The organism is Nocardioides albidus (assembly GCF_006335005.1).
GTDB lineage: Bacteria > Actinomycetota > Actinomycetes > Propionibacteriales > Nocardioidaceae > Nocardioides > Nocardioides albidus.
In genome coordinates this window covers 35,611-60,600 of the sequence record NZ_VDMP01000018.1, presented here as the reverse complement: position 1 = coordinate 60,600, position 24,990 = coordinate 35,611, and the positions used below count along the sequence as shown (strand labels likewise).

Annotated in this window: 30 protein-coding genes; 17 read left to right on the top strand and 13 right to left on the bottom strand. The window is 71.6% G+C overall.

Features of this window, described 5'->3' with window-relative positions; all coding sequences use genetic code 11:
* Positions 1–429 carry a D-aminoacyl-tRNA deacylase gene (dtd, locus tag FHP29_RS05385; RefSeq protein WP_139621826.1) on the top strand — a complete coding sequence of 143 codons (429 nt, stop codon included), beginning with the start codon at positions 1–3 and terminating at the stop codon, positions 427–429.
* Here dtd and FHP29_RS05380 read toward each other — a convergent pair.
* The 9 genes from FHP29_RS05380 to FHP29_RS05350 form a co-directional block, all read right to left on the bottom strand.
* A complete protein-coding gene (locus FHP29_RS05380; protein ID WP_139621825.1) occupies positions 404–1,387 on the bottom strand; it encodes a GDP-mannose 4,6-dehydratase in 984 nt (327 codons plus the stop codon). The genes dtd and FHP29_RS05380 overlap by 26 nt on opposite strands.
* Positions 1,387–2,376, bottom strand: coding sequence for a GDP-mannose 4,6-dehydratase (gene gmd, locus FHP29_RS05375; RefSeq protein ID WP_139621824.1), 990 nt, complete (start codon positions 2,374–2,376; stop codon positions 1,387–1,389). The genes FHP29_RS05380 and gmd overlap by 1 nt, the downstream gene beginning before the upstream one ends.
* Before the next feature lie 61 nt (positions 2,377–2,437).
* Complete coding sequence (locus tag FHP29_RS05370; RefSeq protein WP_338036837.1) at positions 2,438–2,776, bottom strand: DUF4395 domain-containing protein; 339 nt, start codon at positions 2,774–2,776, stop codon at positions 2,438–2,440.
* Positions 2,770–2,901, bottom strand: a complete 132-nt coding sequence (locus FHP29_RS23175; protein WP_338036836.1) for a hypothetical protein — start codon at positions 2,899–2,901, stop codon at positions 2,770–2,772. The genes FHP29_RS05370 and FHP29_RS23175 overlap by 7 nt, the downstream gene beginning before the upstream one ends.
* Positions 2,901–3,329 carry a TlpA family protein disulfide reductase gene (locus FHP29_RS05365; protein WP_139621823.1) on the bottom strand — a complete coding sequence of 143 codons (429 nt, stop codon included), beginning with the start codon at positions 3,327–3,329 and terminating at the stop codon, positions 2,901–2,903. The genes FHP29_RS23175 and FHP29_RS05365 overlap by 1 nt, the downstream gene beginning before the upstream one ends.
* Positions 3,330–3,396: 67 nt before the next feature.
* Positions 3,397–3,705 (bottom strand): DUF1416 domain-containing protein, encoded by a 309-nt coding sequence (locus FHP29_RS05360; RefSeq protein WP_139621822.1) that lies wholly within the window; start codon positions 3,703–3,705, stop codon positions 3,397–3,399.
* Positions 3,705–4,553 carry a sulfurtransferase gene (locus FHP29_RS05355; protein ID WP_139621821.1) on the bottom strand — a complete coding sequence of 283 codons (849 nt, stop codon included), beginning with the start codon at positions 4,551–4,553 and terminating at the stop codon, positions 3,705–3,707. The genes FHP29_RS05360 and FHP29_RS05355 overlap by 1 nt, the downstream gene beginning before the upstream one ends.
* Before the next feature lie 169 nt (positions 4,554–4,722).
* Entirely contained in the window at positions 4,723–4,803 is an 81-nt protein-coding gene (locus FHP29_RS23225; RefSeq protein ID WP_372449664.1) for a putative leader peptide, read from the bottom strand.
* 85 nt (positions 4,804–4,888) lie between these two features.
* Positions 4,889–6,739 (bottom strand): DUF4012 domain-containing protein, encoded by a 1,851-nt coding sequence (locus FHP29_RS05350; protein ID WP_139621820.1) that lies wholly within the window; start codon positions 6,737–6,739, stop codon positions 4,889–4,891.
* 139 nt (positions 6,740–6,878) lie between these two features.
* Here FHP29_RS05350 and FHP29_RS05345 point away from each other — a divergent pair, with 139 nt between their 5' ends.
* From FHP29_RS05345 to FHP29_RS05305, 9 genes are read left to right on the top strand one after another with little or no spacing between them, the layout of a single operon-like run.
* On the top strand, positions 6,879–8,282 hold the full coding sequence (locus FHP29_RS05345; protein ID WP_139621819.1) for a tyrosine-protein kinase domain-containing protein: 1,404 nt from the start codon (positions 6,879–6,881) through the stop codon (positions 8,280–8,282).
* A gap of 51 nt (positions 8,283–8,333) precedes the next feature.
* Positions 8,334–8,591 (top strand): phosphopantetheine-binding protein, encoded by a 258-nt coding sequence (locus FHP29_RS05340; RefSeq protein ID WP_158296474.1) that lies wholly within the window; start codon positions 8,334–8,336, stop codon positions 8,589–8,591.
* Positions 8,592–8,599: 8 nt separating this feature from the next.
* Positions 8,600–9,424, top strand: coding sequence for an SAM-dependent methyltransferase (locus FHP29_RS05335; RefSeq protein WP_139621817.1), 825 nt, complete (start codon positions 8,600–8,602; stop codon positions 9,422–9,424).
* Complete coding sequence (locus FHP29_RS05330) at positions 9,421–10,029, top strand: DapH/DapD/GlmU-related protein (RefSeq protein WP_139621816.1); 609 nt, start codon at positions 9,421–9,423, stop codon at positions 10,027–10,029. The genes FHP29_RS05335 and FHP29_RS05330 overlap by 4 nt, the downstream gene beginning before the upstream one ends.
* A complete protein-coding gene (locus tag FHP29_RS05325) occupies positions 10,026–11,408 on the top strand; it encodes a class I adenylate-forming enzyme family protein (protein WP_139621815.1) in 1,383 nt (460 codons plus the stop codon). The genes FHP29_RS05330 and FHP29_RS05325 overlap by 4 nt, the downstream gene beginning before the upstream one ends.
* Positions 11,405–12,145 (top strand): 3-oxoacyl-ACP reductase FabG, encoded by a 741-nt coding sequence (fabG, locus tag FHP29_RS05320; protein ID WP_139621814.1) that lies wholly within the window; start codon positions 11,405–11,407, stop codon positions 12,143–12,145. The genes FHP29_RS05325 and fabG overlap by 4 nt, the downstream gene beginning before the upstream one ends.
* On the top strand, positions 12,142–13,161 hold the full coding sequence (locus FHP29_RS05315) for a class I SAM-dependent methyltransferase (RefSeq protein WP_139621813.1): 1,020 nt from the start codon (positions 12,142–12,144) through the stop codon (positions 13,159–13,161). Before fabG ends, FHP29_RS05315 begins: the two co-directional genes overlap by 4 nt.
* Positions 13,154–14,254 (top strand): glycosyltransferase family 4 protein, encoded by a 1,101-nt coding sequence (locus FHP29_RS05310; protein ID WP_139621812.1) that lies wholly within the window; start codon positions 13,154–13,156, stop codon positions 14,252–14,254. Before FHP29_RS05315 ends, FHP29_RS05310 begins: the two co-directional genes overlap by 8 nt.
* On the top strand, positions 14,251–14,913 hold the full coding sequence (locus FHP29_RS05305) for a class I SAM-dependent methyltransferase (protein WP_139621811.1): 663 nt from the start codon (positions 14,251–14,253) through the stop codon (positions 14,911–14,913). The genes FHP29_RS05310 and FHP29_RS05305 overlap by 4 nt, the downstream gene beginning before the upstream one ends.
* Positions 14,914–14,931: 18 nt before the next feature.
* Here the strand turns inward: FHP29_RS05305 and FHP29_RS05300 are convergent, their stop codons facing one another.
* The 3 genes from FHP29_RS05300 to FHP29_RS05290 form a co-directional block, all read right to left on the bottom strand.
* A complete protein-coding gene (locus FHP29_RS05300) occupies positions 14,932–15,756 on the bottom strand; it encodes a class I SAM-dependent methyltransferase (RefSeq protein ID WP_139621810.1) in 825 nt (274 codons plus the stop codon).
* Entirely contained in the window at positions 15,753–16,424 is a 672-nt protein-coding gene (locus FHP29_RS05295) for a class I SAM-dependent methyltransferase (RefSeq protein WP_139621809.1), read from the bottom strand. Before FHP29_RS05295 ends, FHP29_RS05300 begins: the two co-directional genes overlap by 4 nt.
* An 87-nt stretch (positions 16,425–16,511) precedes the next feature.
* Entirely contained in the window at positions 16,512–17,624 is a 1,113-nt protein-coding gene (locus tag FHP29_RS05290) for a glycosyltransferase family protein (RefSeq protein WP_139621808.1), read from the bottom strand.
* Positions 17,625–17,799: 175 nt separating this feature from the next.
* Here FHP29_RS05290 and FHP29_RS05285 point away from each other — a divergent pair, with 175 nt between their 5' ends.
* The 7 genes from FHP29_RS05285 (at position 17,800) to FHP29_RS05255 (ending at position 24,402) form a co-directional block, all read left to right on the top strand.
* Positions 17,800–18,513, top strand: a complete 714-nt coding sequence (locus FHP29_RS05285; protein WP_158296473.1) for an FkbM family methyltransferase — start codon at positions 17,800–17,802, stop codon at positions 18,511–18,513.
* Positions 18,510–19,592 (top strand): glycosyltransferase family 4 protein, encoded by a 1,083-nt coding sequence (locus tag FHP29_RS05280; protein WP_139621806.1) that lies wholly within the window; start codon positions 18,510–18,512, stop codon positions 19,590–19,592. The genes FHP29_RS05285 and FHP29_RS05280 overlap by 4 nt, the downstream gene beginning before the upstream one ends.
* Positions 19,593–19,765: 173 nt before the next feature.
* Positions 19,766–20,665, top strand: coding sequence for an SGNH/GDSL hydrolase family protein (locus FHP29_RS05275; protein WP_158296472.1), 900 nt, complete (start codon positions 19,766–19,768; stop codon positions 20,663–20,665).
* A gap of 79 nt (positions 20,666–20,744) precedes the next feature.
* Entirely contained in the window at positions 20,745–21,728 is a 984-nt protein-coding gene (locus tag FHP29_RS05270) for an NAD-dependent epimerase/dehydratase family protein (protein WP_139621804.1), read from the top strand.
* 16 nt (positions 21,729–21,744) lie between these two features.
* Positions 21,745–22,935: a glycosyltransferase family 4 protein gene (locus tag FHP29_RS05265; RefSeq protein ID WP_139621803.1), complete on the top strand. Its 1,191-nt coding sequence runs from the start codon at positions 21,745–21,747 to the stop codon at positions 22,933–22,935.
* Positions 22,932–23,618: a hypothetical protein gene (locus FHP29_RS05260; protein ID WP_139621802.1), complete on the top strand. Its 687-nt coding sequence runs from the start codon at positions 22,932–22,934 to the stop codon at positions 23,616–23,618. The genes FHP29_RS05265 and FHP29_RS05260 overlap by 4 nt, the downstream gene beginning before the upstream one ends.
* A gap of 64 nt (positions 23,619–23,682) precedes the next feature.
* The gene (locus tag FHP29_RS05255; protein ID WP_139621801.1) at positions 23,683–24,402 is read left to right on the top strand and encodes a sugar transferase; all 720 of its coding nucleotides are present in this window, start codon (positions 23,683–23,685) and stop codon (positions 24,400–24,402) included.
* A 52-nt stretch (positions 24,403–24,454) separates the two neighbouring features.
* Here FHP29_RS05255 and FHP29_RS21555 read toward each other — a convergent pair.
* Positions 24,455–24,990 (bottom strand): glycosyltransferase family 61 protein (locus tag FHP29_RS21555; RefSeq protein WP_158296471.1); only part of this gene is annotated, 536 nt, incomplete at its 5' end.

Here is a 24,990-nt window from a genome sequence, read left to right as displayed (position 1 = left end):
ATGCGCGCGGTCCTGCAGCGGGTCAGGTCCGCCTCTGTCGCTGTCGACGGCCGGGTCGTCGGCGCCATCGACTCCCCCGGCCTGCTCGTCTACCTCGGCGTCACCCACGCCGACGGCGAGGCCGAGGTCGCGTGGATGGCCCGCAAGATCCGCGATCTGCGCATCCTGGACGGCGAGCGCTCGGTCGGCGAGACGGGCGGCCCGGTCCTCGTCGTCTCGCAGTTCACGCTGTACGGCGACGCGCGCAAGGGCCGCCGTCCCACCTGGGTCGCCGCCGCCCCCGGCCCCGTCAGCGAGCCCCTCTACGACGCGGTCTGCGCCGCCCTGGCGGCCGCCGGCACACCGGTCCAGAAGGGCGTATTCGGCGCGGACATGACGGTCAGCTCGGTCAACGACGGACCGTTCACGGTGCTGCTGGAGACGTCCTGAGCCGATCGAGATAGTGCTCGGCCTCCTCGACCCCCGAGACCAGCCGCTCGCGGTCCACCGCCACCATCGCGGCCACCGTCTCGGCGAGGCTGTGGCGGGGCTCCCAGCCCAGCGCGGACCGCAGCGGTGCGGGATCGCCGGCCAGGACCGCCGCGTCGACGGGCCGCTCCAGCGCCTCGTCGAAGTCGACCAACGTCCACGGGTCGGAGATGCCGGCTGCGGCGAAGGCGAGCTCGACGACGGTCGAGAGGCTGGTGAGCACCCCGGTGGCGACCTCGTGGTCGGCCGGCGTGTCCGATGCCAGCATCAGCCGCATGGCGCGGACATGGTCCGCGGCGGCCCCCCAGTCGCGCCGGATGCCGAGGGACCCGAGGGTGAGCCGCTGCTGACGCCCCAGCGAGATGGCCGCTGCCGCGCGGGTGATCTTCCTGACGACGAAAGTGGGCCGTCGCAGCGGGCTCTCGTGGATGTGCAGGACGGCCGCGACCGCGAAGCGCCCCGAGTCGCGTGCGGCGACGACCGCCTCGTGGCCGAGCCTCTTCCCGCGGGCGTAGGGACTCGCGGCGGCCTCTCCCGACTGCTCGGCCGACGCCGCCTGCAGGAACCGTGCCTGGGGGACGGCCTCCAGCGCTCGCAGCATCGCCGTGGGCGCCGCTCCGTTGAGCGCCATCGCCGCCTCGGGCTCCTGCCACGACTGCCCGACCGACGACATCGCGGCGAGGTTGTAGACCTCGGCGGGACGCACGTCGCGCACGAGGCTCGCGAAGCCCTCCTCGTCGCAGAGGTCGAGCCCGACGAGCTCGACCTCCCGCAGGTAGGGCCGCATGGCGGCGGCCGCCGGAGAACCCGGGCGGTGGGTCCCGATCACCCTGCAGCCCTCGGCGACGAGCAGGCGGGCGAGGTGCACCCCGTCCTGACCGGTCACCCCCGTGACGAGCGCGACGGGCCGGGCCGACATCAGGGCCGTTCGCTGCGGTGCCGCAGAAGCCGCTCCATGCTGTCGAGATCGGCGTCGACCATCAGCCGGGCCAGGGTCTCGGCGTCGGTCTGCGCCTTCCAGCCGAGGACGTCGTGCGCCTTACTCGCGTCGCCGATGAGCGCGTCGACCTCGGAGGGCCGCTCGTAGGACGCGTCGTACCGCACGTGGTCCTGCCAGTCGAGGCCCGCGTGCCCGAAGGCGTAGTCGCAGAAGTGACGCACCGTCGTGCCGATGCCGGTGGCCAGCACGTAGTCCTGGGGCTCGTCGTGCTGCAGCATCTGCCACATGCCCTCGACGTACTCCTTGGCGTAGCCCCAGTCCCGCACCGCATCGAGGTTGCCCAGCACAAGGTGGTCGGTGATGCCCAGCTTGATCGAGGCGACGCCCAGCGTGATCTTGCGCGTCACGAAGCTCTCGCCCCGTCGCGGCGACTCGTGGTTGAACAGGATCCCCGAGACGGCGAACAGGTCGTAGGCCTCCCGGTAGTTGACCGTCACCCAGTGGGAGTAGACCTTGGCCGCGCCGTAGGGCGAGCGGGGGTGGAACCTGGTCGTCTCGCTCTGCGGCGGCGGCGTCGACCCGAACATCTCCGAGGTCGACGCCTGGTAGAAGCGGCAGTCGATGCCGGACGCGCGGATCGCCTCGAGGAGTCGCAGCGTTCCCACGGCGTCCGTGGACGCGGTGTACTCCGGCATCTCGAACGAGACCTTGACGTGGCTCTGCGCGCCCAGGTTGTAGACCTCGGTGGGCTCGATCAGCCGGACGAGGTTGACCAGGCTGACGCCGTCGGTGAGGTCGCCGTAGTGCAGGTGGAGGCGCGGGTCGACGATGTGGTCGATCCGGCTCCGGTTGAGGGTGGAGTGGCGTCGGACCAGGCCGTGCACCTCATAGCCCTTCTCCAGCAGGAGCTCCGCGAGATAGGAACCGTCCTGGCCGGTGATGCCGGTGATGAGAGCACGCTTGTCCACGAGGTCGCACCCTACTAATACGCCGACGGCCCCGGTGGGGGTCGGCCGATCGCGAACCGCCTCAACGCTGGGCGGGGCCGCGGGTGAGCCGCAGGCCCAGCAGATACATCTCGCAGCCCAGGCAGAACGCGAAGACGGCGTTGAGGAAGGCGGCGACGAAGGCGAGCGCGGCGAACACCTGGCCGAGGAGGACGGCGCCGGTGGCGAAGCCGATCGTGGCGACCACGGCGAAGACCAGGCCGACCGCCTGGGCGAAGCGGGGCGGGGCCGGGTCCTCGAGGTGGTCGGGGGCGGCGAGCCGCGGCCGGACCACCCGACGGAACAGCACTCCGGTCGGGGTCCGGTGCACGCCGAGGCCAGCGCCGATCGCGAAGAGCACCGCCTGCACGCCGGTCAGCACGCGGCGACGCCCGGCGCGGCGTCGGAGAGCAGCAGGGCGGCGGCGAAGACGACCAGCGTGATCGCGGCGGTGAGGCGCGGGCCGCGGGGGTCGATGCCGGCGACGGTGGGAGCAGCCGCGGTCATCAGGATCCCAGGAGTGCGGGGAGGGCGGCGAGCACCTGCTCGCGCCGCGGGGCGCCGGCGGCGCGGGTGAGCTCGTGGCCGTCGCGGTCGAGCACCAGCGTGGTGGGGGTACGACGAACGTCGAGCGCGCGGACCAGGTCGAGGTGCTGCTCGGCGTCGACCTCGAGGTGGGCCACGCCCTCGAACCGGTCTGCCACGTCGGCGAGGACGACGCGCGTGGTGCGGCAGGGAGCGCAGAACGCGCTGGAGAACTGCAGCAGGGTGGCCCGCTCCCCCAGCTCCGCGTCGGGCAGGGAGGCGGCGACGCTGGACCACGCGCTCGGCGCGGCCGCGGCGACGGCGAAGGCGCCGTCGGTACGGCGGCGGTACAGCCCGAAGCCGACCGCCACGACGACGGCGACCAGGAGCAACAGCAGTCCGGGGTTCACGATCCTCCTTCAACGCAGACGGCGGCCCCCGGATTCCAGGAGCCGCCGCCGACGTGCATCACAGGCCTCAGATGGAGATGAGGACCTCGGCGACCGAGCCGGTCTGCGCCTGCACGACGCGGTCGACCGGGTCGGCCTTGGGGGCCAGGGTCCGCAGGGTCCACTGGCCGTCGCCGGCGAAGAACCGGAAGTGGCCGGTCGCGGAGGTCGGGACCTCCGCGGTGAACTCGCCGGACTGGTCGAGCAGCCGGACGTAGGCGCTCGCCACGGGCGTGGCGTCGTCGCCGGTGCCGCGCACGACCTGGCCCTGGATCACGGCCTCCTTGGCGACGTTGACCCCGTCAAGCGACAGGCCGCCGACCTTCGCGCCGCACATCAGGCGTCACCGGGCTCGTCGCCGAGCGCGATCGGAACGCCGACGAGGGAGCCGTACTCGGTCCACGAGCCGTCGTAGTTCTTGACGTTCTTCTTGCCCAGCAGCTCCTGCAGCACGAACCAGGTCAGCGAGGAGCGCTCACCGATGCGGCACAGGGCGATGGTGTCCTTGCTCTCGTCGAAGCCGACCTCGTCGTAGAGGGCCTGCAGGTCCTCGTCGGACTTGAAGGTGCCGTCGTCGTTGGCGTTCTTGGACCACGGGACGTTGACCGACGTCGGGATGTGGCCGGCGCGCTGCGACTGCTCCTGCGGGAGGTGGGCGGGGGCGAGGAGGCGCCCGGCGTACTCGTCGGGGCTGCGCACGTCGACCAGGTTCTGCGCGCCGATCGCGGCGACGACCTCGTCACGGAAGGCGCGGATGGAGCGGTCCTGCTCCTGCGCGACGTAGCTGGTCGCGGGGCGCTGCGGCAGCTCGTCGGTCAGCTCGCGGCTGTCGAGCTCCCACTTCTTGCGGCCGCCGTCCATGAGCTTGACGTCCTGGTGGCCGTAGAGCTTGAAGTACCAGTAGGCGTAGGCCGCGAACCAGTTGTTGTTGCCGCCGTAGAGGACGACGGTGTCGTCGTTGGCGACGCCGCGCGAGGACAGCAGCGCCTCGAACTGCTCCTTGTTGACGAAGTCGCGGCGGACCTGGTCCTGGAGGTCGGTGGTCCAGTCGAGCTTGATGGCACCACGGATGTGGCCCTTGTCGTAGGCCGTGGTGTCCTCGTCGACCTCGACGATGACGACCTTGTCGGTGTCGAGGTTGTCCTCGACCCACTGGGTGGAGACGAGTGAATTCTCGCGGCTCATGATGGTTCCTTCTGGTGGTTGCGATGGTTCGGTACGACGGACGGTGCTGATTTCGGCTGGTCGCGGCGACACGACGAGCGCACAGGACGGCGCCTGGGCGCACGGGAGCGCCACGGAGAACGACGGGCGAGACAGCAGAGGCGGACGGGGCCGCCGGCTCAGAGACCCGTCAGCAGGGTCGACACAGCGCCGAGCTGACGCGGCAGTTGTCCACCGCGCGCCGCTTGGTCAGCAGCAGAGTCGTCGACATGGGGAAGAGCCTAGGCGGCTTTCCGGCCCGCACGAACTCGGCGTACCGGATCGTGAGACGCGAATCCACATATTGAGACCCCTGCTCAGCGCACCGCACAGGCCGAGCGGATCGTGGCGTTCGAGCTCTCCGGACGCGCGCCCGGACTCACGCTGAGCTCGATATCGCCGACCTGGCCCTCGCCCGTGCGCAGCACGAAGGAGACCCGGTGCCGCTCCTGCGGAGCGAGCGAGACCGCGACCCGGGACAGCTCCCGCCCGGCGAAGGGGACGGCGCTCGAGCCGAGCGGCTCGCCGTCGTACGTCAGATGCTCGAAGGTCCCACCGACCGGCGTGGTCAGGTAGAGCACCAGCAGCTGGTGGCCGGGCGCGACCCGCACCCCGGGGAAGTCCTTGCCGGTGATCGCGGGCGGCAGCTGGCCGACGTCGGCGGGGGTGTCGGCGTGGAGCTCGATCTCCCCGGCGATCACCTGGCGCCCGCCCGTGCACGAGCGGGCGAAGGCGTGGGCGCCGTACTTCAGGTAGTACTGCATCTTCGTCGGTCCGGCGTCGTTGAGGTAGACGCCGACCTGGGGGCTGTGGCCGGCGTCGGTCGAGAACTCGCCGGCGATGTCGGTGCCGGCGATCTCGGCCTGCTCCTCCGGGTCGGTCAGGTGTAGCCGGACCCGGCCCTCCTGGACCCCGCGGACCAGACCCGTCAGCACGCCCACCGAGTTGCCGGAGCCGTCGGCGAACGCGTCGAACACCGCCTTCGCGACCGCCTGCTGGTAGTCACTGTGCGCGCCGCGGTCCTCGCTGAGGCGGTAGATCTGGTTCTCGACGGCGGCCACCACGGTGTCGGCCGTGACGGGCGGGTAGCCGCTGACCGGCACCGGGCCGGTGCCGGCCAGGAGGTAGCTGACCGCGACCGGGTCGACGAACAGGACCCCGTCGACCGGTGCCCCTCCCCGCTGCTCCCAGCGCGCGCGCAGCAGGTCGGCGGCCCGGGCGAAGTCCGGCGTCAGCGTCGCGTCCACCGGATGGGTGCCGAGGATCTCGCCGAAGACGGCACGCTCCTCCTCCGTCAACGGCAGCACCGGCTCCTCGGAGGCGCCGAGGTCCGCGGCGTCGGCCTGCCGGACGACCTCGACCCGGCCGCGGTCGGCACTGATCAGCGTGAGGGCGCCGGGCAGCCCGCCACTGCTGCGTGCCTCCGCGTTGTTCTGCAGAACCATGAGGAAGTGGCGCGGGCGGTCGGCGCCGATCAGGCGCGGGAGCAGCTCGGCGGCGCGGTACGTCGAGCCCAGGGTCCGCTGCGCGCCGTCGACGAGCTCCTCCAACTGGTCGAACCGGTTGCGCACGGGCCCGACGAACGAGCCCGGGTCGACCTCGGCGAGCGCGGCCCGGGCCTCGGCGAAGGCCGCCTCGCTGCGGTCCGCCGGCGCGGCCAGGCCCTTGACCGCCTCGACGGGGAAGACGTGGTCGGTCGGCCGGAAGGCCTCCCCCGACACCTCCTCGGCGGCATCGGCCAGCGGGGGCAGGCCGTCACGGCCCAGGTCCGCCAGGACCCCGGACACGACCGCGATGCCGTCCAGGTCGTCGCCGAGCACCGGCAGCAGCTCGAGCGCCGACCAGGTCACGCCGCCCGTGCGCGACTCGGCGGTCTCCGCGGCGTCCTGGTAGTCCGCCATCGCCCGCCGCGCCCCGTCGGCGTCCCCGCGGATCAGCGCGGCGCGCATCACCTCGGCCCGGGTCTGCACCTCGCCGAGCGCCTGGCTGGTCGACCAGAGCACCCAGCACACCCAGACGCCGAGGAGCAGGACGATCCCACCCACGACCAGCCCACCGCGGCGGCGGTCGCCGGCCAGTCGCCGGAGCCGGCGGCGGAAGCGCTGCCACGGAGTCCGCGGGCGGGTGCGACGTCGGCGGAGCCGTTCGACCGGCCACTCGTCCGACATGGTGGGGAGCGTAACAGCGCGACACTCGCGGTCGTTCGATGTCCGAAAGGGTTCGCGAGGTGCCTACGCCTACACTTTCGACCGCCGGTGACCGCCGGGCCCAGATCCCCCCTGCCTACGCGAGGACGAGGTCGACACGTTGGACTTCAAACAGTTTGTCGGGGTGCTTCGGCGCCGGTGGCTCAACGTGGTGGCGATCATCGCCGTCTCGCTGTCCGTCGCCTCGCTCCTGGTCTTCGTCGTCGCGACGCCGAAGTACCAGTCCAAGTCGACCGTCTTCCTCAGCGTGGACGTGCGGGATACGACGGACGCCATCACGGCCCTCTACTTCGCGCAGACCCGCGCGGCCGCGTACGCGGACCTCGCATCGAGCGAGGAGCTCTCCCACCGCGTCATCGACGCGCTCGACCTGGACATGACGCCGGCGCAGCTGTCCAGCGCCGTCAGCGCCAAGGTCGTCGAGACCACCTCGCTGATCGAGCTCACCGTCACCGACACCTCGGCGCGCGACGCGCAGACGATCAACGACGTCCTCACCGATCAGTTCACCCGCTACATCTCCGAGCTCGAGACGCCGGGCGGGAGTTCCTCCGGCGAGCCGTCGCAGGTGACTGCGCAGGTCACCGACAAGGCGAGCTACCAGCCGAGCCAGGTCAGCCCGCGGATCGCCCTCACGCTCGTGGTCGCGGGCATCATCGGCCTGCTCCTCGGCATCGCCCTGGCGCTGGCGCGCGAGCTCCTGGACCGCACGATCCGCACCGCCGACCACGTCTCGGAGATCACCGATGCGCCCGTGCTGGCCAGCGTCGGCTTCGACAACGACATGGGCACCGCTCCCCTGCTGACCGATCTCGGCGGGTTCGCGGCGCGCACCGAGGCGTTCCGGCTCCTGCGCACCAACCTGCAGTTCATCGACCTCGACAACCAGCCGCGCTGCCTGGTGATCACCAGCGCCGTTCCCGGCGAGGGCAAGACGATGACCGCGACCAACCTCGCGGTCGCCCTGGCCCAGACGGGCCGCAACACGCTGATCATCGACGCCGACCTGCGCCGCCCGCGGGTCGCCACGACGCTCGGCCTCGACCCCGCGATCGGCCTCACCACGGCCCTCATCGGCCGGACCGAGATCCACGACGCCATCCAGGTCCACGAGCCCAGCGGCCTGCACGTCCTGGCCTCGGGCGCGAAACCGCCGAACCCGACCGAGATCCTGCAGTCGCGCATCACCCAGGACCTGTTCAACCGGCTCCGGGCGTCGTACGACATCGTGATCATCGACGCCCCGCCGCTCCTGCCCGTCGCCGACACGTCGGTGCTGGCGACGCTGTGCGACGGCGTGATCGTCGTCGTGCGCCACGCCGCGACCACCCGCGACCAGGTCGCGGAGGCGGTCAACCGGATCACACAGGTGGGCGGCCGGCTCTACGGCGTCGTCGTCAACATGGTCGCCAAGCGTGCGATCGGTTCCTATTACTACTACTACTACGAGGAGACCGCTCCGGCCGGCAAGAATTCCTCGGCCGGAGGCCGTCGCCGTCTGTGATGTCGCTCGTTGTGGTGGGCACCCCCTAACGAAAGCGAAGTGAGATTCCCCGTGGCTAGCCCTCGCATCGCCGCCGAGAACGTCATCCGCGAGTTCCTCGGCCGCATCAAGAAGGACCCCGCCTCCCCCCTCGACGCGCCGCTGTACGCCGACGGCGTCGGCCTGGACTCCCTGGAGACCGCCGAGTTGTCCGCCCTGCTCGAGGACGAGTTCGGCAGCGATCCCTTCAGCTCGGCCGACGAGCTTCCCCAGACTCTGGCCGAGGTGCTCGACCACTACGGGGCAGCCGTCGAGGCCGAGGCCGTCTGACCAGCGGGATGGCTGACTACGACCCCGCCGCCCACTACGACCGCGTCACCCGGGCGTGGGCCCTCCTCATGGGCGACGACCTGCACTACGGATACTTCGAAGATCCGGCCGAGCCGGTCGCGACGGCCAGCGACCGCCTCACCTCGCTGATGATCGAGCATGCCGACCTGGCCCCCGGCCTGCGGGTGCTCGACGTGGGCTGCGGCTCCGGCGGGCCGGCGAGCCGGCTCGTGGCCGAGCACGACGTCGACCTGCTCGGCATCACCACCAGCGCGGTCGGCGTCGACACCGCGCGCGGTCGCTTCGCCGCACTGGACCTGTCGGGCCGCTTCGAGCAGCGGGACGGCACCGACACCGGGCTCCCCGACGCCTCATTCGATCGCGTCTGGGTGCTCGAGGCGTCGCACCTGATGCCCGATCGCGAGGCGCTGATCCGCGAGGCCGCCCGCGTGCTCGCCCCGGGCGGACGGCTCGTGCTCTGCGACATCATCCGGCGCCGCGAGATCGGGTTCCTCGAGCTGCGCGAGCGCCGCGAGGAGTTCGCCGTGCTGCGCGCGGCCTTCGGCGCCGCACGCATGGATCCGCTGTCCGCGTACGCCGAGCACGCCGCCCGGCACGGCCTGACGGTCGACGTCGAGACCGACATCTCGGCCGAGACCCGGCCGACCTTCGCCGCTTGGCGCGCGAACGCCGAGCGGCACCACGACGCCGTGGTCGACCTGATCGGCGCCGACGAGCTCGACGTCTTCGTCCGCTCACTGGCCATCCTGGAAGGCCTGTGGGACGACAAGACACTCGGCTACGGGATCTTCTCGGCCCGGAGGGCCGGATGAGCCGCGCCGCCGCGCCCGGGCCGACGACGGACGGGGCCGTAACGCTCGGCTTCTCGCAGCTGGTGTTCAGCGATGTCGCCGCCCTGCGGCCCGGCACCCGACCCGGCTGGCTGCACGTGCTGCTCCGCCTGCCGTTCGTGCCCGGGGCGCTCGCGTCGATCATCGTGCGCGCTCAGCAGTGCCTGGCCCGGTCCGGACGGATGCGTGCGGCCGAGGGGCTGCGCACCCTCGGCAACGTCCTGATCGGCGCCGACTTCGGAGCGGGGATGGAGATCGGCCCGGGCCTGCGACTCATGCATCCGGTCGGCGTCACGATGGGCTACGGCGCGCGGATCGGCAGCAACGTCACCTTCGCCGGCGGCGTGGTGCTGGCGGCCAAGTACTACGACGACGCGCACGGCCGGGAGCAGGAGTTCCCCACCATCGAGGACGATGTCGTGCTCGGCGCGAACGCCGTCGTCGTCGGTGGCGTGACCGTCGGCAGGAACGCGATGGTCGGCGCCAACTCCGTCGTCCTGTCCGACGTGCCCCCGGACACCGTGGTCCTCGGCAACCCGGCGCGACGTGTCGCCAAGCGGAGCCCGGAAGGGGCAGCGGAGGCGTGATCGAGCTGCTTCGTCGCGCCGCCGAGGAAGGCCCCGACCGCGCAGCGGTGGTCATCCACGAGCAGGTCGTCTCCTACGGCGAGCTTCTCGCGCGAGCCGAGGGCTACGCCGCCGAGCTGACCTCCCGCGGGCTGCGGCGCTTCGCGACCTTCGACGGCGACGCGGCGCGGGTCATCGCGCTGCTCGCCGCCGCGTCCGCCTGCGGCGTCGAGCTGTGCCAGTTCCCTCCGGCCGAGCCCGAGTCGGTGGCCGAGCTCGCCGCCCGGTTCGACCACACCGTCGTGCTGAGCGCCGACCCCGACCTCGACGCCGGCGACGCCGAGGTCCTCGACCACACGGTCTGGCCGACCGTCCCCGGCGCCGCAGGCGCGCAGTCGTCCCCAGCGGCCGACGCCCGCCCACACCTGATCCTCACCACCGGCACCACCGGCGCCCCGCGCGGCGTGCGCCACGACTGGTCCCGACTGGTCCGGGGCGTGCACCGGGTCCGGGAGACCCCTCACGAGCGCTGGCTGCTGGCCTACGGCCTGCACCAGTTCGCCGGCCTGCAGGTGCTGCTCCATGTCGCCGCCGCCCGGGCGACGCTCGTCGCCCCTGCCCCGCGGACGCCCCGCGCCGGCCTGCGCGCGATGCGCGAGCTCGGCGTCACTCACGCGAGCGCCACACCGACGTACTGGCGCTTCCTGCTCACCGAGCTGGCCGCCGACGGCGCTCCCGCACCGAGCCTGCGCCAGATCACCCTGGGCGGCGAGGCGGTGCCGGGTCCGCTCCTCGCCCAGCTCGAGCGGACCTTTCCCGACGCGGCCATCTCGCAGGTGTACGCCGCCTCCGAGTTCGGCTCCAGCGGCTCGGTCAAGGACCGACGGGCCGGCCTGTCCCGCAGCGTCCTCGAGCGCGGCGACGACGCCGATGTCGCGATGCGGATCGTCGACGGCGAGCTGTGGGTCCGCTCTCGCGTGGGCATGCTCGGCTACCACGGCGACCCGCCGGTCGAGGACCCCGACGGCTGGCGCGCGACCGGCGACCTTGTCGAGCTCGTCGGCGACCGGGTCGAGTTCCGTGGCCGGTCCAGCGACATCATCAACGTCGGTGGGACCAAGGTGCATCCGCTCCCGATCGAGGAGCGGGTCAGCTCCGTCCCCGGCGTCGCCGTCGCCCGCGTCTGGGGCCGACCCAGTGCCTTGACCGGAAACATCGTCGCGGTCGACGTGGTGCCGGCGCCCGGCGCCGACCCGGCCCGGGTCAAGGCGGCGATCGGCGAGGCGTGTGCCGACCTCGCCGGGGCGGCACGACCGCGCAGCATCCGTTTCGTCGACGAGATCCCCGTCCGCGGAAGCAAGATCGTTCGCAGGGATATCCCCCAGGAAGGCAGAGGATGAGCGAGCAGAACGACCCGCGTGTCGTGGTCGTCACCGGTGGCAGCAGAGGACTCGGCGCGGGCATCGTGCGCGAGTTCCTCGACGACGGGAGCAGGGTTGCGACGTGCTCGCGCTCCGCGACCCCGGCCGTGGAGGAGTGGGCGAGCGAGGCGCCCGACCGGTTCCTGTTCGTGCCGGCCGATCTCGCCGACGCCGACGACGCCAAGCGGTTCGTCGACGCGGTCATCGAGCGATGGGGGCGCATCGACGTCCTCGTCAACAACGCCGGCGTCGCGCGTGACGGCATCCTCGGCATGATGAGCGACGAGGACCTCGACACCGTCATCGACCTCAACCTCAAGGGCACGCTCTACGTGACGCGCCTGGTCAGCCGGCGGATGCTCGCACGCCGGTCCGGGGCGATCGTGAACATCTCCTCGATCGTGGGCATCTCGGGCTATCGCGGGCTGACGGTCTACAGCGCCACCAAGGCGGCCCTGGACGGCCTGACCCGCGCGCTCGCCCGAGAGCTCGGCTCACGCGGCATCACCGTGAACAGCATCGCGCCCGGCTACCTCCGCACCGAGATGAGCCACGGGCTCGACGAGGACCAGCTCCAGCAGATCGTGCGCCGCACGCCCGCCGGCCGTCTGGGTGAGCCCGCCGACATCGCGCGCGTGGTCCAGTTCCTCGTCGATCCGCGCAACTCCTATCTCACCGGACAGGTGATCGTCGTCGACGGCGGGTTGACGTCATGACCAGCCCCAAGCAGAGGGCCGCCCGCTTCCTGCCGTCGTTCCTGGTCGAGCTGCTCGACCGCCTGGTCTTCCGGTGGCGCCGCGGCCGGGTCCGCCTGACCCGCAGGCTCGCCGCCGCCTGCGGCTACAACATCGTCAAGCGCGACGACTACTACTCGGTGCTTCCGGTGCTCGAGGAGCTCCAGGAGACGCGCGACCGCTGGGACCGCCCCAGCGACCTGGTCGGTCTCGACGTCGATGTGGCCGCGCTGCGCGACCGACTGGCCGCCCTGGCCGACCGCTGGGAGGACGACTACCGCCGCCGGGCCGGCAGCTGGGCCGACAACCAGCAGCGCGGCTTCGGGCCGGGCTACCCGCTCTTCGACGCGCGGACGCTCTACTACACGCTGCGCGAGGAGAAGCCGCGCCGCTACCTCGAGGTCGGCTCCGGCCTCTCCACCTACTACGCCAGCCTCGCGGCCGCGGCGAACGCCGAGGAGGGGCACCCGCTGCAGGTCAGCTGCGTCGAGCCCTATCCGTACGACGCGCTGCGGACGATCGACGGGATCGAGCTGATCCAGGACTTCGTCCAGAACGTCCCCCTGGACCGGTTCACCGAGCTCGAGGCCGGGGACGTGCTGTTCATCGACTCCTCCCACACCTTCAAGATCGACTCCGACGTGGCGTTCCTCCTGCTCGAGGTGCTGCCGCGCCTGCGACCGGGGGTGATCGTGCACATCCACGACGTCCCGTTCCCCTTCAACACCCCCTATCCCGCGGACTTCTGGATGTTCGGCGAGAGATGGCCGGTGTACTGGAACGAGGCGATGACGGTCCAGACGTTCCTGGCCTTCAACTCCTCGTTCCGGGTGGAGCTGTCCACCCCGCTGGTGCGCCATCACGACGAGGCGTTCCTGACAGGGCGCTTCTCGGACTACGTCCGGGTCGCCGACGACCCCAACCCGCCCTCCTCGCTCTGGTTGCGCCGCGTCGACGGGGCGGCGCTCGCCGACGCGACGACGCCCGGCCATGGCTGAACGGCGAACCGGCCCGCTCCGGGTGGCCGTCCTGGCGATGGGCTGGACCGGTTTCAACGAGGCCGCCAGTCGGCATCTCGCCGCGCGCGGCGTGGACCTGCTGATCGCCGCCCCGCGGGCCACCCCCGACACGGCCTTCGACGACCGGCTCCACGAGTACGCGAAGACCTTCATCTACGAGGGCCGGCCCGACCCCGCCGACCTGACGGCGGCCGTCGAGGCCTTCGCCCCCGACGCCGTCCTCGTCCACTCCTGGCACCTGCCCTACTACCGGCAGGTCCTGAAAGGCCTGCCCGCGGGCACCCTGCGCGTGCTGTGGATGGACAACGTGTGGCGCAACCGCCCCAAGCAATGGCTGGGGCGCGCCGTCGCGCCGGTCTGGGTGAGGTCGCTCTTCGACTGCGTCATGGTGCCGAGCGACCGCACGGAGTTCTTCGCGCGCCGCCTGGGCTTCGGCGAGGGAGAGGTGATCCGAGGATCGCTGTCCGCGGACTCCGACCTTTTCGGAGCCGACCCGGTCGCGGCCGACGACATCGCGGCCCGCCGCAGGTTCGTGGCCTGCCTGCGCCTGGTCCACCACAAGGGCGCCGACATCCTCGCCGAGGCGTACGCGCGCTACCGCGAGCAGACCGACGACCCCTGGGACCTCGACGTGGTGGGGATCGGCCCCCTCGAGAACGCGTTCAGCGGGCTTCCCCGCGTCACCCTCCACGGCTTCCTCCAGCCCCCGGCCGTGGCCGAGCTGATGGGTCGCGCGTCCTGCCTCGTGGTCCCCTCGCGGGAGGAGCCCTACGGGGTCGTTCTCCACGAGGGCGCCCTCAGCGGGCTGCCGATCATCTCGACGTACTTCGTCGGTGCCGCGCCGTTCTTCGTGCAGGACGGCCAGAACGGCTGGGTGGTGCCGCGGGCCGACGCCGGGGCACTCGCCACAGCGATGGCGCGGATGTCGGCGCAGCCCGCCGACGACCTCGCCGCGATGTCCGCCATCAGTCGCCGGCTCAGCGCACGCATCTCGTCGCCCGGATGGGCGCGCAACGTTCACGAGCAGCTCGAGTGGCGCACCGCCGCTCTGCGGGCGGAGGGCCGGTCATGACGACGTTCTGGTTCAAGGCGACGACGAAGCTCAAGATCTTCCTCCTCGAGGGTGTCCTGCGACCACTGCGACCGCCGACGATGGTGCGCTTCGGCACCTTCTACGGCGGATGGTGGATCCCGGACATCCGGCCCGGTGCCGTCGCCGTCTGCGTGGGCGCCGGCACGGACGTGTCGTTCGACCTCGAACTCGACCGTCTCGGCTACCGCGTCGTCACCGTCGATCCCACCCCCGCGGCCCGGGCGTACCTCGCGGACTTCGCGGATCGCCTCGAGGTCCTTCCCGTGGGACTGTGGACCACCACCGGCGAGGTCGAGTTCGCGCAGGACGCGACGTTCGACGAGTCATGGATGATCGGCAACGCCACGACCGCCAGCGTCGGCGTCCAGGGCACCGACACCTTCCCGGTGGTCGGCCCGAAGGACCTCGTCGCGCGGGTCGGCGTCGTACCGGACGTCCTCAAGCTGGACATCGAAGGGGCCGAGCACGCCGTGCTGCGGGTGATGTTGGAGGAGGGCGTGAGACCGCGCTGCCTGTGTGTCGAGTTCGACGACCACCGCATCACGGCGGTCCTGGCGTCCACCCGACTGCTGCGCCGCCACGGCTACACGCTCTACCACATCGAGGGGCTCAACTACCTGTTCGTGCGCGAGGGATGATCTGCGCGACGACGCCCGTCAGGAGCGCCGGCGGCCGCGAGCCTCGATGCCGAACTCGGAGCGCAGCGCCATGCGCTCACCGAGACGCTGGAAGATCGGCGCCTGGGTCGACCAGTAGGTGAAGACGTCGACCGTCTCGAAGTGGTCGCTCATCGCGGTGACGATGGCCTGCTCGTCCACACCGTCGCGAACGACGTGGTACTCGACGAGGTCGGACTCCTCGGTGTCGGAGTACGTCCCGGTGACGCGGCGCATGCGCGTGGCCAGCCCCCGCGCGTAGTTGCCCTGGAACAGTCGCCACGCCAGGTACGTCGCCCGCTGCGCGCGGTGGTGCAGGGGGGACAGTCGCGGGTAGTAGAGCGGGTCCTGTGCCGTGAACAGCGCGCCGTCCTCGGCGATGAGGTCGACCAGACGGTTCAGATAGCCCACGTAGTCGGGGATGTGGTGCAGGACCGCGGTCATGACGACGAGATCCCACGTCTCACCCGACTCGAGGATCCGCTCGCCGGTGTCGTCGAGCCGCACCTCGGCATCGGGTCGGTCGGCGAGGATGCGCCGCAGGACCGCTGCGCTCGCAGGACTCGCCTCCGTCACCGTCAACGACGCGCCGGCGTCGGCCAGGTAGGAGCTGAAGGTGCCATGTCCGCCGCCGATCTCGAGCGCCCGGCAGCCGCCCTTGCGGCCGATGATCTCGGAGACGACGGTCTGCAGGCGTCGCTCGACCATGTCGCGCAGGGTCGCGTGCCGCAGATGGGGCGAGCCGGCCACGTAGTCATGCCCCTCCCCATGGCTCGACGCCTGGGCCGCGATGACCGGATCGAAGCCCGGCCCCTGCTCGGTCATCGGGTCCCCGTCCCGGGGCGGACGGCCTCGAACGCCATCTGCGCCGGGCCCTCGTCCGTCCGCCGGTCGATGCCGCCCAGCTCCGGAACGTCGCTGCGACCGACCGGGCACTCGCGGACCTCGGTGAAACCGGCCGCCCGCAGCTCCGCACCCAACGCGTCGGCGTCGTACACGTAGCCGAGGTGGTGGAGGAAGTTCTCGACCGGCGTGCGGACCAGATCGACGGCATGCTCGATCCGCACACCGATCTCCCGGTACGCCGCGGCCAGGTCGCCGTCGACGGCGGCCGACCCGTCGAGATAGGCGTCGATGTGCTTGCGCAGGTCGGGCGTGACCAGCCGGATGACGCCGCCGGGCTCGAGGCACCGGAAGGCCTCACGCATGAGCCGGCGTCCCTGGTCCAAGGTCAGGTGCTCGATCACGTTGTCGGCGTACACCAGCGCGGCCTGGCCGTCGGCGAGCGGCCAGCGGGTGCTGGCGTCGAGGTAGTTCCTGGTGACCGCGCTGACGTTGGTGACCAGCCAACCGGGACGCGGCTCGAGTCCACCGATCTCCAGCTTGATGGACGCGCCGGACTCGGCGACCAGACGGTTGGTTCGTCGTCGCGCCACCGGCGTGTTGACGGCGAGCACGACGGGGCGGACGGTCGCGCGGACCAGGCGGTGCATGGTGGTTCCTTCCTCAGGGGGATAGAAAGGTGCTGCCTGCGCGACCCCTCGCGAGACGTCCGGTCCAACGACGGACGCCGGTCGTGGTCACTGGGGAAGCAGGCCGTTCTCGTCGACTCCGAGCAGGTTCCTCGCGAACTCCTCCGCGGTCGCCGGGGGCAGTCTGTTCTCCCACGGCGTCCGGCGCTCGAGCGCCGCGCGGATCGCGGTGCCCAGGCTCTCGGCGGTGAGGTCGGCCGTGAGGCCGCAGCCGGACGCCTCGATCTCGCGGGCCCGGACGACCGATCCGGCCGTGACCACCGGCACTCCGGCGGCGATGGCCTTGCCCATGATCCCGCTGGGGCCGTTGTTGGTCAGGGCGATGGGGGCGACGTCGCAGGCTGCGACGAGCTCGTCGATCGTCTCGTTGGGCAGGAAGTCGTCGAAGCAGTGAAGCCGCCCCGGGTGCTCCCTGGCCGTGGCGTCGACCCAGGCGCGGACGTCGGGGTCCTGGGCCCCGGCGAGGAGGAGGTCGGCCTCGGCGCCGGACCGCTGCATCGCCTCCCAGATCAGCGGGATGTTGCGGCGCTCGCTGAGGACTCCGAAGATCCCCACCAGCTGGCGGTCGAGCGGCAGTCCATGGCGCGCGCGGAGGGCGTCACTGTCCGCCGCGTGGGCGCTGCAGAGGTCCGGGTCGCGGGTCCGCTTGACCAGCCAGCCGGCCGACATGTCGTCACGACCGGCGAAGCCGGCGACCCGGTCCACGGATCGGTTGGCGCGGGAGATCGCGACCAGGAGCGCCTTGGGCGCCTTGAGCCGCCACAGCCACGGATCCGTGATCCGGGCGCGGGCGGGGTAGCGCGTGAGCATGAACACGACCCGTGGTCGGCGGACGTCGCCGAACGCCCGGGGGGCCTTCAGCCACCAGCGCTTCAGCGCCTGGTCGGCGTCCATCAGCACGACCGTGGCGACGTCCTCGGACCGGCACACCCGCACGATCTCCTCGATCATGGTCTCGGTCGGCACCTGTCGCTCGGCGAAGACCTCCCGGACCTCGACGTCGCCGCCGGCGAGGAAGGTCCCGAACGACGGCGTCCTCGACGCACCGACGGAGGTGAGCAGGACGACCGGACCGGAGCGACGGGCGACGGCGCCGACGTTCGCCACGGCCTGGAAGTGATGACCGGCGTGGTCGGGATCGACGAGAACGGTGACCGGCAAACGAAGCTCCTGGTCGGATCGGCAGGACGGAACGTGCACCGTCCTGGGTCGTTGACGCTGCTGGCGGGGTCAGGTGCAACGCTAGGGCATGGACCAGGCGGCCCGGGCCTCGCCACGGGATCGCCAGCGATGCCCGGCCCGCAACAGCACGCGAACGAGGAGCTCAGGCAACATCGTGACCAACAGACTCGTCAGCGCAGCGATCCGTGTGCTCGCCGACCGCGGCTTCGTGGTCACCCGCCACCCGGCGGTCCGTCGGCAGCGGGTACTGCGGACCGCGGGCGTCGACCTCGTGCTCGACGTCGGCGGCGCGAGCGGCGCCTACGGGGCCGAACTGCGCCACTTCGGCTACACCGGGACGATCCTGTCGGTCGAGCCGCTCGGCGACGCGTTCGACAAGCTGCGGTCCAGGGCGGCCGACGACCCCCACTGGCACGTGGAGAACTGCGCCGTGGGCGAGGTCGAGGGGGAGGCGGTGATCCACGTGGCCTCCAACAGCGACAGCAGCTCACTGCTGCCGCCCGACGACCGCCACCGGCAGGCGGCGCCCCACGTCACCTTCGAGGAGACCCGCACCGTTGCGGTCCGCCGGCTCGACGACGTCGCGGCAGCACACCTGCGCCCCGACACGCGTGCGCTGTTCAAGATCGACGCGCAGGGCTTCGAGCGCGAGGTGATGGCCGGAGCGCGACGCTGCCTCGAGCTCAGCTCCGTGGTCCAGCTCGAGCTGTCCTTCACCTCGCTCTACGAGGGCGGGATGCTCGTCGACGAGGCGGTCTCCCTGCTCTACGCCGACGGCTACGAGCTCGTCGGCCTGGTCCCCGGGTTCGCCGGCCCGGACGGACACGTCCTGCAGGCCGACGGGCTCTTCCTCCGCGCCGACCGATGACGCGGCGCCGCGGGTCGGTCGTGCTGACCGGTCCCCTCCCTCCGCCCGTGCACGGCGCGGCCCTGGTCACCGAGCGGATGCGTACGGCGGTCCGCGAGGCCCGGGGCGAGGTGATCGTCATCGACACCAACGACCGCGGACCGGCGTGGTGTCGTGCGGCCCGCATGCTGGTCGGCCTCGCCCGCCTGGCGCTGCTCGTGGCGTCGCGGCGACGACCCGCGATCTATGTCGGAGGCGCCGGCGGCGAGCTGCTGTGGTTCCAGGCGGTCGTGCTGGCCGTCGGGAGGCTCGGCGGCGGAGAGCTCGTCTTCCACCACCACAACACCGGTCCCCTGCGTGCGCGCACGCCCGCGATGGCCCTGGTGGTGCGCTGCGGCGGAGCACGGCTCCTGCACGTCGTCCTCGGCGAGCCCATGCGGGAGGCGCTGCAACAGACCTATCCCGCGGCCCGCCGGGTGGTCGTGTGCTCCAACGCCGGCCACATGGAGCCGGCGCGCGTGATGCCGGGTCCGGCCACCCCGCCCGCCCGGGTGGTGCTGGGGCACCTGAGCAACCTGAGCCGGGCCAAGGGGCTCGCCGATGTCGTCGACGCGGCGCTGGCCGCCCGGGCCCGCGGATCGGACGTCGAGCTCGTCGTCGCCGGACCCGCGACCGATCCCGACGCCGAGCGACTCCTCGCGCTCGCCGCCGCCGAGCTCGGCGACCGGTTCACCTGGCTCGGCGCCGTCGAGCGGCACCGCGTGGAGACGTTCCTGGTGGGCCTCGACCTGTTCCTGTTCCCGAGCTCCTACGATCTCGAGGCCGAGCCGCTCGTCGTCCTCGAGGCGGCGCGGGCGGGCGTCCCGACGCTGGCCTACGACGTCGGCTGTGTCGGCGGGATCGTCGACCGCCCGGGTGTGGTCCTGCCGATCGGAGGGGACTTCACGGACGCCGTCGCCACCGCGGTCGAGGCGGTCGCCCCGCTGACCGACGACGACCGCGCGGAGCGGCGCCGGGCCGTGGCCGACGGCTTCGACCGGCGGCGGCGTGCTGCCGCCGAACGCTGGCGCGAGCTGGTGGGCCTGCTCGTCGACGGGTGACGGGCGGGCGTCAGCGACCGTTGAGCAGTCGGTCGAGGTCCTCACGGTCGGCGTCGACCATCATCCGGGCGAGTTCGGGGGCAAGCACCGACTTCAAGGGTCGAATCCTACGGCGGGGCGGGCTCACGGCCCCTCGTACCATGGCGCACGTGGAACTCCGGACGTCAGGCCGCATGCCGACCATCCGTGGGGCCGCGGCGCTGGCTCTGGCGCTGTGCATCGCCGCGTCGACCGCGTGCGAGGACCGCGCGCCGGAGGCCGACGGTCCCCCGCCCCGCCTCCAGGCGGGCGACGAGTACGTCGCGCTCGGCGACTCCTACACCGCCGCGTTCCTCACCGGCGAGACCGATCCGGAATCGCGAGGATGCTTCCGGTCGCTGACAAACTACCCCCGCCGGGTCGCCGAGCGGCTGTCCCTGGAGCTGACCGATGTCAGCTGCGGCGGCGCCAGCACCGAGAACATCACCCGACCACAGCAGGTCGCCGAGGGCGAGGACGTGCCGCCCCAGATCGAGGCGGTCGGCGAGGACACCGACCTGGTGACGATCGGGCTCGGAGGCAACGACTTCAATCTCTTCGGGGCCCTCGTCGTCAACTGCGTGGTGGCCGCGCAACAGGACCCGACCGGCGCCCCGTGCACCGACCTGTCCGAGAGCGACCCGTCGGGGAAGAGCAACGTCGCGAAGATCCGGAGCCGGCTGACCAAGGTGGTGGGCGCCGTGCGGAAGCGGGCGCCCGACGCCCGCGTCGTGCTGATCGGCTACCCCCAGGTGTTCCCGCAGTCCGGGAGGTGCGCCCAGCTCCCGTTGGCGGAGGGCGACGTCCCTCTCGCCCACGACTTCCTCCGAGCGCTCGACGTCGCGGTCTCCGGCGCGGCGCGCAAGTCCGGCGCCGAGTTCGTGGACGTGTGGTCGGCCAGCGCCGGTCACGACATCTGCTCCGCGGACCCGTGGATCGCCGGCGCCTCCCCCGTGCGCAGCGACGCGACCGCGTATCACCCCTATCCCGAGGAGCAGGAACTCGTCGCCTCGCTGCTCCTGGACGTCCTCGAAAGCGAGGGTGACCGGGCCTGACCTCCCGTGACCTGTTCATTCCTGGGTCGTTGAGCCACGCATGCAGCTGGGGGGCTGAACACCAAGGAGAGGGAGAGAGATGTCTGTTCGCCAGGTCGATGTACTGGTTGCCGGTGGCGGAGGGTTCATCGGCGGCCATCTCGCGGCCGACCTGCTGGCGCAGGGCAAGACCGTGCGCGTGGTCGACGTGAAGCCGCAGGATGAGTGGTACCAGGTGCACCCGGACGCCGAGAACGTCCAAGCCGACCTCTCCCTCCTCGACGCCGCGGACCAGGCCACGGCCGGCGCGCGCGAGGTCTACATGCTCGCCGCCGACATGGGCGGCATGGGCTTCATCGAGAACAACAAGGCGCTGTGCATGCTCACCGTGCTGACCAGCACCCACATGCTGCAGGCCGCGCAGAAGCACGACGTCGAGCGCTACTTCTACTCCTCGTCGGCCTGCGTGTACGCCGCCGACAAGCAGACCGACCCGACCGTCACCGCGCTCAAGGAGTCCGACGCCTACCCGGCGCTGCCGGAGGACGGATACGGCTGGGAGAAGCTCTTCAGCGAGCGGATGGCCCGCCACTTCCGCGAGGACTTCGGCCTCACCACCCGCGTGGCGCGCTACCACAACGTCTACGGCCCCGAAGGCACGTGGACCGGTGGCCGCGAGAAGGCCCCGGCCGCGGTGTGCCGCAAGATCGCCGAGGCGGTCATCTCCGGCCGGCACGAGCTCGAGATCTGGGGGGACGGCGAGCAGACCCGGTCCTTCATGTACATCGACGACTGCGTCCAGGGCTCGCAGATGATCCTGGCCAGCGACCTGGAGGAGCCCATCAACCTGGGCTCCGCCGAGCTCGTCTCGATCAACGGGCTCTACTCGATCGTCGAGGAGATCGCCGGCATCAAGTGCGAGCGGAAGTACGACCTCTCCGCCCCGCAGGGCGTGCGCGGCCGCAACTCCGACAACTCGATGATCAAGGAGGTCTTCGACTGGGAGCCCTCGATCAGCCTCGCCGACGGCCTCGCCAAGACCTACGCCTGGGTCTACGACCAGGTCAAGCGCGCCCAGGGCTGAGCAGTCCGACCGCGACGTGCGCATCCTCGTCCACGACTACTCCGGGCACCCGTTCCAGGTCGAGCTCAGCCGTGAGCTCGCCCGGCGCGGGCACTCGGTGACCCACTCCTTCTGCCCGGGCTGGGTCTCCGGCAAGGGCCACCTCACGGCCGAGCCGGGCGAGACCCTGGCCTTCGCCCCGGTCGGCCCGACCGACCCGATCGCCAAGGACCGGTTCGTCCGCCGGGTCCTGGTGGAGGCGCTCGTCGGCTGGCAGCTGCTGGCCCAGGTCCGCCGTACCCGTGCGCAGACGGCGATGCTGTCGAACGCGCAGATCCCGACGCTCGTGGTGTTCGCGCTCGGAATGCTCCTGCTGCGCCGCCCGTGGGTGCTGTGGCACCAGGACGTCTACGCCGTCGCGGTGCGGTCGTTCGCGGGCGACAAGCTCGGCGGGATGTTCCGCCACGTCGCGACCGCCTTCAGCGTCGCGGAGCGGTGGGTCTCGCGCCGGGCCGCGGCGATCGTGGTGATCGCGCCGTCGTTCGTCCCCGTGCACGAGGACTGGGGGACGGCCGACAAGGTCACGGTGATCCCCAACTGGGCTCCTCTCGATGAGATCGTCCCGGTGGCCCGCAAGAACGACTGGGCGATCGAGCACGAGCTCGACGACACCGCCACCCTCCTCTACTCGGGCACCCTCGGGCTCAAGCACGACCCCACCCTGCTCGTCGGACTCGCCCGCAAGGTGATCGACGCCGGCCGCCCCGTGCGCCTGGTGGTGGTCAACGAGGGCCCCGCGGTCGAGGTCATCCGCGCGGAGGCCGAGCGGCGCGACGTCCCCGTGACCCTGTTGCCGTTCCAGCCCTACGAGCGGCTCTCCGAGGTGCTCGGCAGCGGCGACGTCCTCGTCGTCCTGCTGGACAAGCTGGCCGGTGCGTTCTCGGTGCCGTCCAAGACGCTGTCCTACCTGTGCGCCGGCCGGCCGGTGCTGGGCTTGATGCCGGGCGAGAACCTCGCCGCCTCCCTCATCCAGAAGGCCGGCGGGACGGTCGTCGCTCCCGACGCGCAGTCGCTGCCGGCGGCCGCCGCGTGGGTCGCGACGGTGCTGACCGACGCAGAGATGCGCGAGGAGCTGGGCGAGGCCTCGCGCGACCTGGCCGAGCAGGAGTTCGCGCTGGCGGGATGCGCCGACAGGTTCGAGGCGATCCTGCGCCGCAGCAGCCGATGAGCGCGACCGTCGTCCTCGGGCCCCTGACCCGGCTGGGACAGGCCGTGGTCGCCGACCGCAGCGCCACCACGGTCCTCGCGGTGGCGCGCCACGCCGACGACGTCCCGGCGGTGGTCGCCGCGACCGGACTCGATCCCGACGACGTGGTCGACGCGTCCGCGGGTGCGCTCACCGACCGTGTCCGGACTCTCGGCGAGGGTCCGGTGCGGCTCGTGGTCGCGGCCCTCGGCCCCGTGCACCCGGCCGATCCGTCCGCCGGGCGAGGCGTCGACTTCGACGCCGACCTGGCCGCCGTCCACCGCGACCTCGCGTACGTCGACGAGGTGCTGGGGTGCGGCCGTGAGGTCGAGGTGGTGCTGATCTCGAGCGTGATCGCCCTCGCGCCCGGCGCGGACCGCCGCTACTACGGCGGGTGGAAGTGCCTGGTCGAGGACCTGCTCGACCAGCGCGTCCGCCGGCACGGCGGCACCCTCGCCGTCCTCTATCCCGGTCGTCTGCGCCCCGCGCGCGGGGGTCGCCCGTGGCACCGGCTGCACGCGTCGTACGACGGATTGGCCCGTCTCGCCGTCGCTCCGGAGCTCGCTCCCAGGGCTCGGCGCGCTGTTGGTGCAGATTCAAGAATTTGGCTGGTCGTGAGGAGTATCTCTTTCGCTCTTCGGTCGTTGGGCCTCTCGAAAGGCTGAGCTGCCATTGCGCTGGGGGGCGCACACGAGCGCGCAACCGGTTACGGATCACGGGGAGTAACGGATGCACATCAAGCGGGTGTTCGACGTCGTCGTGGTCAGCCTGGCTGCGATCGCCTGGCTACCGGCCGTCATGGCCGGTGCCCTTCTGATCCTGCTGAGCTCGGGACGGCCGGTGTTCTACCGGTCGAACCGCCTCGTCGACAGCGGCGAGCCGACCAAGGTCGTCAAGTTCCGCACGATGGTCAAGAACGCCGACAAGCTGGTCAACCGGGACACCGTGCCCGTGACGAGCACGCGCTTCCTCAACATCGCGCCGAACTCGCCGCTCTACACCAAGGCGGGGCGGCTGCTGGAGCGCTGCGGCCTGACCGAGATCCCCCAGCTCTTCCACGTGCTCAGCGGCAAGATGAGCATCGTCGGGAACCGGCCCCTGCCGACCAACGTGATGAACGCGCTGCTCGACGAGTACGCCTACGCCGGCGACCGCTTCCTCACGCCAGCCGGACTGACCGGTCCCGCCCAGCTCGTCGGCCGCGATGCGCTCTCCGACTCCGAGCGACTGCGTGTCGAAGGGGCCTACTGCCACGCCGTGCTCGACGGCTACCGGCTCCGACTCGACTTCACCATCCTCCTGTCGACGGTGCTGATCGTCGCGCACCTCAAGGAGTCCATGACCTACAGCGAGGTGATGGCGATGATCGAGCGCAACAGCCGGTCCCGCAGCGTCGCCTCGCTCGAGGACCGGTACGCCCCCGCGACCGACAACACCGAGGTCGCCTGACCGCTCGGCGCGGCCCGATCATCCGCACCGGCGCAGTCGTCGGTGCCTCGGCTCAGTCGGCCAGCAGCTGGTCCAACGCCCGGTCGACCCGGTCGGGCGACACGTCGATGTCGTCCATCAGGCCGTCGTTGCGCTCGTGGGACCGCGCCGCGTCCCCGATCACGTAGCGGTAACGGCTCTCGTCGATGTTGGACGTGATCGACCAGTAGCCGCCGTTGAGATAGCCCGGCGCGAAGAGCTCCAGCACGCGCACCCCGGGCCGGCAGAAGCTGAGGTTCACGAGTGCGGCGCCGTGTGGTGCGACCACGACCCGTGCCGAGGCGAAGTGATCGATCTGCTCCTGCACGCTCAGCGCACCGGGGTCGATCCTGACGAAGCCACGCCGGCGCAGGGTCTCGAAGACCGCGTCGTCATGCACCATCCGGCGGGTGTTCGGCCGGCTTCCGCGAGTGACGTAGAGCCGCTCGGGCAGGCCGGTCGACTTCGGGGGCAGCGCCTCGCGCAGCCAGTCGGTGGTCCGCCGGGTCACCAGGGTGCTGGCGTTCGGCAGGGACGGCACCAGCAGGCGGCGCGCCTGCAGGGACAGGC

Coding starts and splice junctions, on each gene's coding strand:
- dtd (WP_139621826.1), top strand. CDS start 1: ATGCGCGCGGTCCTGCAGCGGGTCAGGTCCGCCTCTGTCGCTGTCGAC.
- FHP29_RS05380 (WP_139621825.1), bottom strand. CDS start 1,387: ATGTCGGCCCGGCCCGTCGCGCTCGTCACGGGGGTGACCGGTCAGGAC.
- FHP29_RS23175 (WP_338036836.1), bottom strand. CDS start 2,901: ATGACCGCGGCTGCTCCCACCGTCGCCGGCATCGACCCCCGCGGCCCG.
- FHP29_RS05360 (WP_139621822.1), bottom strand. CDS start 3,705: ATGTGCGGCGCGAAGGTCGGCGGCCTGTCGCTTGACGGGGTCAACGTC.
- FHP29_RS05355 (WP_139621821.1), bottom strand. CDS start 4,553: ATGAGCCGCGAGAATTCACTCGTCTCCACCCAGTGGGTCGAGGACAAC.
- FHP29_RS23225 (WP_372449664.1), bottom strand. CDS start 4,803: ATGTCGACGACTCTGCTGCTGACCAAGCGGCGCGCGGTGGACAACTGC.
- FHP29_RS05350 (WP_139621820.1), bottom strand. CDS start 6,739: ATGTCGGACGAGTGGCCGGTCGAACGGCTCCGCCGACGTCGCACCCGC.
- FHP29_RS05335 (WP_139621817.1), top strand. CDS start 8,600: ATGGCTGACTACGACCCCGCCGCCCACTACGACCGCGTCACCCGGGCG.
- FHP29_RS05330 (WP_139621816.1), top strand. CDS start 9,421: ATGAGCCGCGCCGCCGCGCCCGGGCCGACGACGGACGGGGCCGTAACG.
- fabG (WP_139621814.1), top strand. CDS start 11,405: ATGAGCGAGCAGAACGACCCGCGTGTCGTGGTCGTCACCGGTGGCAGC.
- FHP29_RS05315 (WP_139621813.1), top strand. CDS start 12,142: ATGACCAGCCCCAAGCAGAGGGCCGCCCGCTTCCTGCCGTCGTTCCTG.
- FHP29_RS05310 (WP_139621812.1), top strand. CDS start 13,154: ATGGCTGAACGGCGAACCGGCCCGCTCCGGGTGGCCGTCCTGGCGATG.
- FHP29_RS05305 (WP_139621811.1), top strand. CDS start 14,251: ATGACGACGTTCTGGTTCAAGGCGACGACGAAGCTCAAGATCTTCCTC.
- FHP29_RS05300 (WP_139621810.1), bottom strand. CDS start 15,756: ATGACCGAGCAGGGGCCGGGCTTCGATCCGGTCATCGCGGCCCAGGCG.
- FHP29_RS05295 (WP_139621809.1), bottom strand. CDS start 16,424: ATGCACCGCCTGGTCCGCGCGACCGTCCGCCCCGTCGTGCTCGCCGTC.
- FHP29_RS05280 (WP_139621806.1), top strand. CDS start 18,510: ATGACGCGGCGCCGCGGGTCGGTCGTGCTGACCGGTCCCCTCCCTCCG.
- FHP29_RS05275 (WP_158296472.1), top strand. CDS start 19,766: ATGCCGACCATCCGTGGGGCCGCGGCGCTGGCTCTGGCGCTGTGCATC.
- FHP29_RS05270 (WP_139621804.1), top strand. CDS start 20,745: ATGTCTGTTCGCCAGGTCGATGTACTGGTTGCCGGTGGCGGAGGGTTC.
- FHP29_RS05260 (WP_139621802.1), top strand. CDS start 22,932: ATGAGCGCGACCGTCGTCCTCGGGCCCCTGACCCGGCTGGGACAGGCC.
- FHP29_RS05255 (WP_139621801.1), top strand. CDS start 23,683: ATGCACATCAAGCGGGTGTTCGACGTCGTCGTGGTCAGCCTGGCTGCG.